The 12,913-nt window shown below is 61.8% G+C and carries 9 protein-coding genes; 5 read left to right on the top strand and 4 right to left on the bottom strand.

Translation table 11 applies throughout. The features are described from left to right. Positions 1-176: 176 nt before the first annotated feature. A complete protein-coding gene (locus RLCC275e_RS11215) occupies positions 177-923 on the top strand; it encodes an SDR family NAD(P)-dependent oxidoreductase (RefSeq protein WP_033182347.1) in 747 nt (248 codons plus the stop codon). Positions 924-1,040: 117 nt separating this feature from the next. On the opposite strand, the gene RLCC275e_RS11210 is transcribed toward RLCC275e_RS11215, so the two are convergent. Next, positions 1,041-2,135, bottom strand: coding sequence for a DUF2865 domain-containing protein (locus tag RLCC275e_RS11210; RefSeq protein WP_033182348.1), 1,095 nt, complete (start codon positions 2,133-2,135; stop codon positions 1,041-1,043). Between the two features lie 250 nt (positions 2,136-2,385). On the opposite strand from RLCC275e_RS11210, the gene RLCC275e_RS11205 reads away from it, so the two are divergent. Beyond that, complete coding sequence (locus RLCC275e_RS11205; RefSeq protein ID WP_033182349.1) at positions 2,386-2,919, top strand: ribonuclease H family protein; 534 nt, start codon at positions 2,386-2,388, stop codon at positions 2,917-2,919. 27 nt (positions 2,920-2,946) lie between these two features. On the opposite strand, the gene RLCC275e_RS11200 is transcribed toward RLCC275e_RS11205, so the two are convergent. After that, a complete protein-coding gene (locus RLCC275e_RS11200; protein ID WP_033182350.1) occupies positions 2,947-3,624 on the bottom strand; it encodes a hypothetical protein in 678 nt (225 codons plus the stop codon). Positions 3,625-3,685: 61 nt separating this feature from the next. Beyond that, complete coding sequence (locus RLCC275e_RS11195) at positions 3,686-5,998, bottom strand: NADP-dependent malic enzyme (protein ID WP_033182351.1); 2,313 nt, start codon at positions 5,996-5,998, stop codon at positions 3,686-3,688. Positions 5,999-6,247: 249 nt separating this feature from the next. Between RLCC275e_RS11195 and RLCC275e_RS11190 the strand changes: the two genes are divergently transcribed. Continuing rightward, complete coding sequence (locus tag RLCC275e_RS11190) at positions 6,248-7,687, top strand: FAD-binding oxidoreductase (RefSeq protein WP_033182453.1); 1,440 nt, start codon at positions 6,248-6,250, stop codon at positions 7,685-7,687. Between the two features lie 59 nt (positions 7,688-7,746). On the opposite strand, the gene RLCC275e_RS11185 is transcribed toward RLCC275e_RS11190, so the two are convergent. Beyond that, complete coding sequence (locus tag RLCC275e_RS11185) at positions 7,747-8,307, bottom strand: TetR/AcrR family transcriptional regulator (protein ID WP_033182352.1); 561 nt, start codon at positions 8,305-8,307, stop codon at positions 7,747-7,749. Positions 8,308-8,539: 232 nt separating this feature from the next. Between RLCC275e_RS11185 and RLCC275e_RS11180 the strand changes: the two genes are divergently transcribed. Further along, positions 8,540-9,718 carry an efflux RND transporter periplasmic adaptor subunit gene (locus RLCC275e_RS11180; protein ID WP_171816952.1) on the top strand — a complete coding sequence of 393 codons (1,179 nt, stop codon included), beginning with the start codon at positions 8,540-8,542 and terminating at the stop codon, positions 9,716-9,718. A 5-nt stretch (positions 9,719-9,723) separates the two neighbouring features. Then, on the top strand, positions 9,724-12,876 hold the full coding sequence (locus RLCC275e_RS11175) for a multidrug efflux RND transporter permease subunit (protein WP_033182353.1): 3,153 nt from the start codon (positions 9,724-9,726) through the stop codon (positions 12,874-12,876). The last annotated feature ends 37 nt before the right edge of the window (positions 12,877-12,913 follow it).

Raw genomic sequence — 12,913 nt, 5'->3', positions numbered from 1 at the left:
ACGCCGAGCTTTTAAATCCTTGATTACCGGAAATCTCGGGCTTTAGGGAATGGGCTCGGCATAGTTTCGGACTCGGGATAAATTCCTGACCTTCACATCGATACGCTGAAGGAGAAATCCCGGAATTTCCAATAGATATTCGGCTATCGGCGGCTCAATCGGAGGATAACGGCCCAATGAACATGATCGACTTGAAGGAACGGATCATCGTGATCACAGGCGGTGCGCGCGGCATCGGCTACGCCATCGCAGAGCGCGTCATCCAGTCTGGTGGCAAGGTGGCCATCTGGGACCTGAACGAAAACATGGCGAAGGACAGCGCTTCCGCTCTCGGATCTGGCACGGTCGCTTTCAGCGTCAACGTCGCAGATCCTGTATCAGTGAAAAACGCGGCGGCGACGACCGAGGAGATTTTTGGCCGTATCGACGGCCTCGTCAATTCCGCCGGGATTACCGGCCCGGTAAAGCCCACGATCGAATACGACTTCGGTGAGTGGAAAGACGTCGTCGATGTCTGCCTCACCGGAACCTTCAATTGTTGCCGGCACGTCGTTCCGGTCATGTTAAAGCGCGACTACGGGCGGATCGTGAACATCTCCTCGGTTGCGGGCAAGGAAGGAAATCCGAACATCGCCGCCTACAGCGCAGCGAAAGCTGGTGTGCTGGGCTTCACCAAGTCGCTTGGCAAGGAACTCGCAAAGACGGGAATCGCGGTGAACGCGGTAACGCCGACCACAGCAAAGACACCTATATTGGACGGGCTGACATCCGAGTTTATCGAATATATGCGCGTCCGCATTCCGCGTGACCGTTTTGTTGAACTTCATGAGATCGCTTCGATGGTCGTCTGGCTGCTCTCCGAGGAGAACTCCTTCACGACCGCATCGGCGTTCGACCTGAGCGGCGGTCGTACGACCTACTGACCATGCTCAAGCGATCCGCATTCACATCCCGCCGCACGTTCACGTGACATCGCCGTCATCTCATCCACCCTGGGAGGACGCCGCTATGGCTCGGCCACCGCCGTGCCAGCTGTTCGATCACTGCTGCTGTTGCGGCTGCGGACCTGACGTTGCCGGATTGGCGAGGTCGATCGAGCCCTGATCGCCGGCCAGAAACTGCGGGCCGACCTGACGGACGCGGTTCTGCGTCGGATCGTAGGGGCGCTCGGGAACGGATGGTTGCGGCGCGGCGGCTGCGGCATCTTTCGGGGGATTGGTGCGGATGGTGGTGATCGAGCCCAGTTGCGGCGGTTCGCTTACCGCCTGCTTGCCGCGCATCTCCTCGTAGTAGGCGGTGAGATTGCAGGCGCAGGTGGACTTTTCCCCGGGCGTGCGGTTCTTGTAGGCAAAGGCATTTTTCATGGCGCTGTAGGGCGTACCCGTTGCAACCGAGATCATGTTCGAGGCTTCGGTGCTCGTCACGTCACGATAGAACAGTTCGGTCTCGATGCCCGGGCACATCTTGGCGCAGGTCTGGGCGTCGCGGCCGAAATCGACCGACGTGGCGTTCGAGCTGATCGGGAAGAAGCCGCCGTCGCAGCTGCGCACGCACATGGTGCTGACCGGTGAGAGCATCTCGGCCCGCGGCACGCCGTAGCGCGGATCGACCTCTTCACCGCCGCCGAGCGGAATGAAGGTATCGGTGCGCATCGCCTGTTCTTCGACGCTCGGAGCCGGTTCGTTGGCGCTGCGATCGCTCGGGGCATAGAAGTTTTCGCTGCTGCAGCCATTGCGGTCGAGAGCCGCGACCAGTTCGCGGCGTGCGCCGTCATCGGCGCCGTTCTGGCCGGCCAGTTCGTTGCGGCGGTCCTGGAGATAGCGGATATTGTCGATCATGCGGGCTTCGGACTGCGAGAGTTCGGCGCAATAATCGGCATTCTCGCCGCCGATCACGACCATGCTACCCGAGGTGCAGTCATTGCTGCGCAGCTCGTTGCGAACCTTGCGCAGCTCAAGGTTCTGTTCGGCCATGGCGCTGGAATATTGGCGCGCCACCGGGCCGTTGCCATTGCCGATCGATCGCGGCAGGTCGGCAAGGCGGCCGCGCAGGTCCTCACAGACGGCGCTGCTTTGCGCGGCGGCAGGCGCCGCAAGGGCAAGGAGAAGGGCAAGAGACAGGTTTCGGCGTTTCACGGCGTCGTCCCGGAATGAGCAAAGAATCGATCGGTCGATTGCGGCGTTGATCGCCGCGGGTTTCTCTTAGGGTATTTCTCTTAATAAGCTGGAATAAATACTTAGCGTATTTTCGCGATTTTATCCAGCGGACAGCCAGAGACCCAGTATTCGACTATGAAGATGCTGCCGGTGATAATCAACGAGGCTAAGTGCTCCACTCCAATCTCCTCAGTCGCTTGGGGAACGTACTCATATCCGGACGTCGAAAATGACAGGTATTGCCAACGAACTCAGCTCCCCCGCAACGACAGTCGGGCTGCCGGAAACCCAACACGGCTTCCACGTCTTCGTGGACGGTTGTTATGAACCCGGTTCTGGGCACGGAGGCTGGGCATTCGTCGTCTATCGCGATGCCGCGGAAATCGCGTCCGGCTTCGGTGGGGTCGAAGATTCCGCTAATAATTCGATGGAATTGACCGCCGTCCTCAGGGCGGCAATCTGGATCAACAGCGAGGCCGCTGGCGAACATGCGGTCATCTGGTCCGATTCCATCTACGCCGTCACAGGCTGCAACATCAGGCGACATATCTGGAAGAACAACGGCTGGAAGAAACGCAGCCCGAACGGGAATGGCCGAAGCCGAACGATCGCCAATGCGGAACTCTGGAAAGCGGTCGATCTTCAGCTCTCGCAGAACCGGCTGATATCAGTTGCCTGGTGCAAGGGCCATTCCGGCATTGCCGGCAATGAACGCGCGGATGAGCTTGCGGATAGAGGACGGCTGTCGATATTGAACACTTGATATGTGCGCGCGCTATCGCGACGGCAACTAACCAGTCTTGCCGGGCATACCGTAGACGACGAACACCCCGCAGAGGATGACAACGGCCGTTGCTTCGCAGACGGTCACGACCACTGCCAAAGCGGCCCTTATTGTCGAGATGCCGAGGTCAGCGCGAAACCACCGCGTCTCTATCGTCAGGTACCAGGCGAGCGCCAACAGGAGAACCGCAAGTCCCGCCAGCCTCGGAATGTCCGTGCCTGTTCGTATCAGGATCGTCGCGATACCGATTCCGAGCGCGAAGGGTGCCGCCAGATAGCACTGGCTGTAGAATGGCGGCCGAAGCGTTTTTCTATCTATTGGGGTCTTGGATTTACGCAACAATTTCAAAGCCATGAGCAAGGGAAAGATGCTGTATGAGATGGCGCGAAACATCAGCAGGTTGGCATCGGTGGAGAGAAAGGACAGAGCGACGGATGAGTCCTGGCGCGAAAAGCTCAACTCGATGCCGTGCGCGATCAACAGGGTCACCAGCAGAAAGAGCGGAGGGCTCAGCGTGTCGGTGTATTGATCGGCCTCATTATCGAGCAATTCGGCATCCGCATAGCGCATCATCTGAGAGGGGTGGCGTAGCGTTCGCCACATCGTTATCGGATAGAACACGATCCACGAGGCAATCTCATACAGAAACTCCTCGAACGACTTCAGCAGCCGCATGAAATCCATAATAGCTCCCCGGTTGGACCGATGAGCTACTATTCACTCTTTGATGCGTGGAGCAACCGGCTCACGCCGGCTGCGATGCCTCGACGACGGCGAGTGCTGCCATGTTGACGACGCCGCGGGAGGTAACCGAGGGGGCGAGGATGTGGGCGGGCAGGGCGGTGCCGAGCAGGATCGGGCCGACATGCAGGCCGTCCGTCATCGACTTCACCACACCGAGCGTGATGTTGGCGGCATCGAGGTTCGGGAAGACTAGGAGGTTCGCCTCGTCGTGCAGCGTCGTGTCCGGCATGACGCGCTTGCGCAGTGCCTCGGTGATGGCGCTTTCGCCGTGCATCTCGCCATCGACCTCGAGATCGGGCGCGGCTTCGCGCACGAGCTGCAGGGCGTTGCGCATCTTCGTGGCGCTTTCGGATTCACGCGAGCCGAAATTGGAATGCGAGACCAGGGCGGCGCGCGGGGTGAGGCCGAAACGGCGGATTTCCTCGGCGGCCAGAACCGTCGCCTCGGCGACTTCCTCGGCAGTCGGATTGAAGGTGACGTAGGTGTCGGTGAAGAAGGTGGCGCCGCGCTGCGAGATCATCAGGCTGAGGGCCGAGAAATCACGGACATCCTTGCGCTTGCCGATGATCAGGCGGACATCGCGCAGATGCTTCTCATAGCGGCCTTCGAGGCCGCAGATCAGCGCATCGGCCTCGCCGCGCCTCAGCGCCAGTGCGCCGATGACTGTCGTGTTGGTGCGAACGATGGTGCGGGCAGCTTCCGGGATGACGCCGCGGCGGCCGACGAGGGAGAAATAGAGATCGACATATTCGCGGAAGCGCGGATCGTCTTCCGGGTTGATGACCTCGAAATCCTGCAGCGGCCGGATGCGCAGGCCGTAGCGCTTGAGGCGCGTCTCGATGACTTGCGGGCGGCCGATCAGGATCGGTTCGGCAAGGCCTTCCTCGAGCAGCACTTGGGCGGCACGCAGCACGCGCTCGTCCTCGCCCTCGGAAAAGATGACGCGCTTGCGCTCGGCGGCCTTGGCGGCGGTGAAGATCGGCTTCATGACGAAGCCGGAGCGGAAGACGAAGCGGTTCAACTGGTCGAGATAGGCGTCGAAATCCTGGATCGGGCGGCGGGCGACGCCGCTCTGTTCGGCAGCCCTGGCGACAGCAGGCGCGATGCGCAGGATCAGGCGCGGATCGAAGGGCGAGGGGATCAGATAATCGGGGCCGAAGACCGGGGTCTCGCCGGAATAGGCGCGGGCGGCGACGTCGGACGGTTCTTCGCGAGCAAGGGCGGCGATGGCACGCACGGCGGCCATCTTCATTTCCTCATTGATCGTCTCGGCGCCGCAATCGAGCGCGCCGCGGAAGATATAGGGAAAGCAGAGGACGTTGTTGACCTGGTTGGCGAAATCCGAGCGGCCGGTGCAGATCATCGCGTCGGGCCGGGCGGCGCGGGCGAGATCCGGCATGATCTCCGGCGTCGGATTGGCAAGTGCCATGATCAGCGGCTTTTTTGCCATCTGCGCCAGCAGTTCCGGCTTCAGCACGCCGGCGGCCGAAAGGCCGAGGAAGACGTCGGCGCCGCCGATATTTTCGGCCAGCGTGCGCGTTTCGCTCTTCTGGGCATAGATGGATTTCCATTCGTCCATCAGCTCGATCCGGCCCTCATACACCAGGCCTTCGAGATCGTGGACCCAGATGTTTTCGCGCTTGGCACCCAGGATCACCAGCAGGTTGAGGCAGGCAAGGGCGGCAGCACCGGCGCCGGAGGCGACGATCTTGATGTCCTCGATCTTCTTGCCGGCAAGTTCCAGCCCGTTCAGGATCGCGGCGGCGACGATGATCGCCGTGCCGTGCTGATCGTCGTGGAAGACGGGGATCTTCATCTTCTCGCGCAGGCGCCGCTCGACCTCGAAACATTCCGGCGCCTTGATGTCTTCGAGGTTGATACCGCCGAAGGTCGGCTCCAGCGAGGCGATGGTCGAGACCATCTGGTCGACGCCTGGGGCATCGATCTCGATATCGAAGACGTCGATGCCGGCGAATTTCTTGAAGAGCACGGCCTTGCCCTCCATGACCGGTTTGGAGGCAAGTGGGCCGATATTGCCGAGGCCAAGCACGGCGGTGCCGTTGGAAATGACGGCGACGAGATTGGCGCGCGAGGTATATTCGGCCGCCATTTCGGGATTGTCGCGGATGGCAAGGCAAGGGGCGGCAACGCCGGGCGAATAGGCGAGCGCCAGGTCGCGCTGGTTGCCGAGCGGCTTGGTCGCCTGGATCTCAAGCTTGCCGGGGCGGGGATAGCGGTGGAAGAAAAGCGCCTGTTCGTCGAGATCGCCGCTTGTCAGGTTCTTTTCCGTCTTCGATTTTTCCGGGTGATCCATCGCCGCCTCCGTGCACGTCTTTTTTGAACTTTCTCCATACATCAATCGGGTGAGGGGGACAGTATGGAAATGGGTGGTGGGAGAAGTTTTCGTGGTGGGTGCCCACGGCACGACTATTCGGCCTTGATGCCAGGCGGTCGATATGGTTGCCCCGGTTAGCTAATCCTTTTGGAAAACTTGTTTGACGACCTCAACAGGCGCAGGATGCCGGCCGCGACGGTGCGGGGCGCCGGTCGCATGGAGGAAATCATGGACAATTTGAACCTCACGACCCTGCAAAGGGGCCAGACGATGGTCAATGACGTGGCCATCGATGCTTTTGCCGCCGGATTTCGCGGCAGTCTCCTAACCAGTAAAGACATGGATTACAACGAAGCGCGGACGATCTGGAATGCGATGATCGACCGCCGGCCCGGGCTTATCGCGCGTTGCGCCGGTGCTGCCGATGTCGTGCGGGCGGTGCGGTTTGCACGCGACAATAATCTGCTCGTTTCGGTGCGTGGCGGTGGGCACGGTATTGCCGGCAACGCCGTCTGCGAGGGCGGTATCGTCATCGACCTGTCGGCGATGAAATCGGTGCGGGTGGATCCGCAGACCAAGCGCGCCAGGATCGAGCCCGGCGCAACACTTGCCGACGTCGACAAGGAAACGCTGGCCTTCGGGCTGGTGCTGCCGACCGGCATCAATTCCACCACCGGCATCGCCGGGCTTACGCTCGGCGGCGGTTTCGGCTGGCTGACCCGCAAATTCGGGCTGACGCTCGATAATCTGCTTTCGGTTGATGTGGTGACGGCCGATGGCGGGCTGGTCAAGGCGAGTGAGACGGAAAGGCCGGACCTCTTCTGGGCGTTGCGCGGCGGCGGCGGCAATTTCGGCGTTGTCACTTCCTTCGAATTCCAGCTCAACCCTCTCAACACAGAGGTTCTGGCCGGGCTGGTCGTACACCCCTTTGCCGATGCGGAAAAGGTGCTCAAGGAGTACCGACAGGCGCTGGAAGCAGCGCCTGACGAACTGACCTGCTGGGTGGTGATGCGCCAGGCGCCGCCGCTGCCGTTCCTTCCTGCCGAATGGCACGGCAAGGAGATCGTGGTGCTCGCCATGTGCTATTGCGGAGAAATCGCCGCCGGCGAAAAGGCCGCGGCCAGATTGCGCGCGATCGGAAATCCGATTGCCGACGTCGTCGGCCCGGTGCCGTTCACCGGTTGGCAACAGGCATTCGACCCGTTGCTCACGCCAGGGGCGCGCAATTATTGGAAGAGCCAGGATTTCGCCTCCCTCTCTGATGCTGCGATCGACGTGCTGCTCAAGGCCGTGCGCAAGCTGCCCGGACCGGAATGCGAGATATTCATCGGCCATGTCGGTGGTGCCGCTGGCCGCGTGCCCACTGAAGCAACTGCATTTCCGCAGCGCAGCTCGCATTTCGTCATGAATGTGCATGCGCGCTGGCGGGAAGCCGGGATGGATGGAAGCTGCATTGGTTGGGCGCGGGAGCTGTTCGAGGCAACCAAGCCGCATGCGGTCGGCACCGCCTACATCAACTTTATGCCCGAAGACGAAGGCGACCGCGTCGAGACTGCCTACGGCGCCAACTACGCTCGCCTTGCCGAGATCAAGCGGCGCTACGATCCGAACAATCTGTTCCGGATGAATCAGAACGTCAAACCGATGGCGGCTGTGCGCGCTGCCTAGCCCGACCATCCCGCGCTCGGGTGATATACTCGGGCGCGGGATGAGGCGCCAATCGCTTGTCACCTTTCGGTGAGTTCGATCAATTCGTGCAACAGCGCCGCGTCGTCCGAACCGGCATGGTCGTCAGGCCTCAGAACATGGGCAAGCCATGCTCCGTCCGCCGCCAGGCGAACGATCTCGAGCCGCATTCCCATGTCGGTTTCGGCGTGCCTGACCAGCCGGTCATTCATCCATCTGTGCCAAAGGCTTTTGGAGTAGGGGTCGGCGAGCACGGTCATCGTTTGCGCCGACCATGGGCTATTGTTGAGGGCGCGGTCGGCAAACAGGGTGCGGACATAGGCGCGGGTGAATGTGCCGTGGCCGCCCTTATCCTTTTCCAGTTCCTCATCGATCTCGCGGTCGAGGTTTTCCATCATGCCGTCGAACACGGCCTCTATAAGCGCCTGCTTATTGGGGAAGTGGTGAAACAACCCTCCCTTGGTCACGCCGGCAGCACTTGCGACCGCCTGCAGGCTGACTGCGGCGAGACCATGCTCAAGCGCCAGCTTGGTGGCGCAATCGAGAAGAGCCTGCCGCACGACGTCCGGCTGTTTCTTTCTGTTGCGGGGGCTATCTACCAATGCATGACCTGTGTTCGAGATAAGCTTCGCGCCGAGGCGCGCGACAGGATCAGTATCACTCCCGGGATCGCCGAGCCATGGGAGTTCCGATTATGATAATGCTATCATACCAACCGGTAGGTATCTTGCAAAGCAAAAAAAGATCGACTATCTGTCGGCTGAGGAGGCCCGCCGAACGTCATTTCGGCGGGCTGTGCTTTTTTGGACCCCAGCGGGACCAGCAGGAAGGCTAATGAACATGCTTTTTCGAACGAAATCATTTGGTTACACGCTTGTCCTGGCGCTAATATTCGGCGCCGGCCTGCCGGCTTACGCTCAGGAAGGCGGCGCGATGCCGCCTGCTGCCGTCAGCGTCCTGACGCTTAGCGCCCGCCCGCTTCCCGTGGTCAGCGAGCTGCCCGGCCGCATTGCGGCGACGCGCGTTTCCGAAGTGCGGGCCAGGGTTTCCGGCATCCTGGAGGAACGGATCTTCGAGCAGGGCAGCCTCGTTCATCAGGGCGATGTGCTTTACCGGATCGATCCGGCGCTATTCCGGGTGCGGGTGGCAAGTGCCCAGGCAAGCCTCGATCGCGCCAAGGCGACGCAGCTGAATGCCCGCCAGCAGTTGGACCGGCAGAAGTCGCTGCGCGACCGCGATGTTGCAAGCGGTATCGAATACGATGCGGCCGCCGTCGCCCTTGCCCAGGCCGATGCCGATGTCGCGCTGGCGCAGGCCGCACTCGACGAAGCGAAGATCAATCTCGGCTATACCGAAGTTCGCGCGCCGATATCAGGCATCATCGGCGGCGCGCTGGTGACGGAAGGCGCGCTGGTGACGGCCGACGCCGGCGACGCGCTGGCGATGATCCAGCAGATCGACCCCGTTTATGCCGACTTCATGCAATCCTCCGGAGACCTGCTGGCGCTGAAGCGGGCAGTCGAGAACGGCAGCCTCACATCGAACGAACCGGGCAAGGCCGACATCAAGCTCGTCTTCGACGACGGCACGGTCTATGGCGAAGCCGGCAAGCTGCTCTTTAGCAGCGCCAGCGTCGATGCGACGACGGGTCAGGTCACCCTTCGCGGTGAATTCCCCAATCCGAAGGGCGACCTGCTGCCGGGCCTTTACGTCCGCGTCCGGATCGAGCAGGCCGTGCGGGAGAAGGCGATCCTCATCCCGCAGCGCGCCGTCATCCGCACGGCCGACGGCAAGGCGCAGGTCTATGTCGTCCAGGAGGGAGACGTGGCGCAATCGCGCGACGTCGAGCTCGGTCAATCCGCCGGCAACGAATGGGTGGTCGAAAGCGGCCTGTCATCAGGTGAGCGCGTCGTCGTCGACGGCGGCCAGAAGCTGCAGCCGGGCGCAAAGGTCGCGCCGGAAGAGTGGCGGGATGGCCAGCTCGCGTCCGGTGACGCCAAGAAGCCGGAGTAAAGTCGATGGCACGTTTCTTTATCGATCGCCCGATCCTTGCGTGGGTCTTTGCGATTTTCATCTCCATCGCCGGCCTGATCGCGTTGCCGTTCCTGCCGGTCGCGCAATACCCCAAGGTCGCGCCGCCGCAACTCAGCATCACCACCAGCTATCCCGGCGCATCGCCGCAGGATATCTATCAGGGCGTCACCCGCCAGATCGAGGAAGAGCTGAACGGGGTCGAGCACCTTTCCTATTTCGAGTCGACGTCGGATACATCGGGCGCAATGACGATCACCGCGACCTTTGCGGCCGGCACCGATATCGACCAGGCTTCCGTCGACGTTCAGAATGCCATCCGCCGTGTCGAACCGCGGCTGCCGCAATCCGTCAAGGATCAGGGCATCACCGTCGAGGAGGCGTCCTCAGGCTTCCTGATGTTCATCTCGCTGACCTCGACGGACGGGAAGACCGACGAGGTGGCGCTCGGCGACTATCTCAACCGAAACGTCATCGGCGAGCTGCGCCGTCTCGAGGGCGTCGGCCGAGCCCAGCTGTTTGCCTCGCAGCGGGCGATGCGCATCTGGATCGATCCCGACAAGATGGTTGGCCTGAACCTGACAGCATCCGACATCAGCGCGGCGATCTCGGCGCAGAACGCCCAGGTCGCAGCTGGCCAGATCGGCGCAGCACCCAATCCGATCTCGCAGGACCTGACGGCGACCGTGTTGGTGAAGGGGCAGCTGACCGACATCAAGGAGTTCGGAGACATCGTGCTGCGCGCCAACGCCGACGGATCGAACGTCAGGCTGCGCGACGTCGCGCGCATCGAAGAGGGCAGCGAGAGCTACAGCTTCTCTACCCGCTTGAACGGGCAGCCGAGCGCCGCCATCGCCATCCAGCTGTCGTCGAAGGGCAATGCCGTCAATACGTCCAACCTGGTCAAGGCGAAGATGGAGGAGCTTTCACGCTTCTTCCCTGATGGCGTCGAATATTCCGTGCCCTATGATACCAGCCCGTTCGTTTCGGCATCGATCGAGAAGGTGGCGCATACGCTCGCAGAAGCCGTGGCGCTCGTCTTCGTCGTCATGCTCATCTTCCTGCAGAGCTTCCGCTACACCATCATTCCGACGCTCGTCGTGCCCGTCGCGCTGCTCGGGACGCTTGCCGTCATGTATGCCGCCGGCTTCTCGATCAACGTGCTGACGATGTTCGCGATGGTGCTTGCCATCGGCATTCTCGTCGACGACGCCATCGTGGTGGTGGAAAACGTCGAGCGGCTGATGGCGGTGGAAGGGCTGTCGCCGAAGGAAGCGACCAAAAAGGCGATGCGGCAAATCACCGGCGCGATCCTCGGGATCACGCTGGTTCTCTCCTGCGTCTTCGTGCCGATGGCGTTCTTCCCGGGTTCAACCGGCATCATCTATCGCCAGTTCAGCCTGACCATGGTCGTATCCATCCTGTTTTCCGCCTTCTTGGCGTTGTCGCTGACGCCGGCGCTCTGCGCCACTTTCCTGAAACCGATCAAGGGCCATCACGAGAAGAAGGGCATCGCCGGCTGGTTCAACCGCAACTTCGACCGGCTGACCGGGCGCTATGCCCGCACCGTCGAGGGACTGGCCAAGCACTCCTGGCGGGTCATGGCCGTTTATGTCGCGCTGCTCATCGGCCTTGGCTATCTCTTCGTCAACCTGCCGAGCAGCTTCGTGCCGGACGAGGATCAGGGCTTTCTGATCGTCGACGTGCAGGGACCGCCGGAGGCGAGCCGCAACCGCACGGTGGCCTCGCTCGAAAGCATCGAAGCGATCTTCAAGAAGGAGCCGGCCGTTGCCAACGTCGTCGCGATCCAAGGCTTCAGCTTCTCGGGGCAGGGACCGAACGCCGCCCTGGTGTTCGTCACGCTCAAGGACTGGGCCCAACGCGGCGCCGGCAATTCGGTACAGGAGATCTCCAACCGCGCCAATATGCAGCTGTTTGGGCTGAAGGACGCCACATCCTTCGCGCTGTCGCCGCCGCCGATCGAAGGGTTCGGCACGACCAACGGCTTCACCTTCCGCCTTCAGGATCGCGGGGCGAAAGGCCAGGCGGCACTGACAGAGGCGGCGGGAATGCTGATCGGCAAGGCATCGCAGAACCCCATTATCGCGGGTATCCGGCCGGAAGGCATGCCTGACTCGGCCCAGCTCGTGCTGGTCATCGATCGCGAAAAGGCGAATACCTTCGGCGTTGCCTTCGCCGACATCAACAGCACGATCACCGCGAATCTCGGTTCGAGCTATGTCAACGACTTCCCGAATTCGGGCCGCATGCAGCGCGTCATCGTGCAGGCGCAGGACAAGAGCAGACTTCAGGCGGAAGACCTTATGAAGCTCAATGTCCGCAATGCGAGCGGCGGCATGGTGCCGCTGTCTTCCTTCGCTGTCGCAGAATGGCAGAAAGGGCCGGCGCAGATCGTCGGTTATAACGGCTACCCTTCAGTGCGTATTTCCGGCGCTCCAGCGCCGGGATATTCGTCGGGGGCGGCAATTGGCGAAATGGAGCGGCTGGCCTCGGAACTTCCCGACGGCTTCGGCTTCGAATGGACCGGCCAGTCGCTGGAGGAGCTCAGATCGGGATCGCAGGCGCCGTTCCTGTTCGGTCTTAGTATTCTTTTCGTCTTCCTGCTGCTGTCGGGGCTTTACGAGAGCTGGTCCATCCCGTTGTCGGTGATGTTGGTCGTGCCGCTCGGCGTCATCGGCTGCGTGCTTGCGGTGATGAGCCGCGACATGTCCAACGACATCTACTTCAAGGTCGGCCTGATCGCGATCATCGGACTGTCGGCGAAGAACGCCATCCTGATCGTCGAATTCGCCAAGGACGGTTTTGCCGAGGGGAAATCGCTGATGGATGCCGCGATCGAAGGCGCCCGTCTGCGCTTCCGGCCGATCATCATGACCTCGCTCGCCTTCACTTTGGGCGTGGTGCCGCTGGCGATCGCCACCGGGCCAAGTGCGGCCAGCCAGAATGCCATCGGCACGGGCGTGCTTGGCGGCATGATCTCGGCGACGGTGCTGGCGATCTTCTTCGTTCCCGTCTTCTTCGTCTTCGTGCTGCGTCTCTTGAGGACGAAGCGGCCGGAGACTGTGAATGAGGAGGCTCCGGCGGGGCAGGAAGCTGCGCCGGTGACGTCGCCGAGCTGAGGTGACGAGTTGGCGGGTTGCCTTGCGCAACCCGCCA

It is taken from the genome of Rhizobium brockwellii (assembly GCF_000769405.2).
Lineage (GTDB): Bacteria > Pseudomonadota > Alphaproteobacteria > Rhizobiales > Rhizobiaceae > Rhizobium > Rhizobium brockwellii.
This window is presented reverse-complemented; position numbering and strand designations above follow the sequence as displayed.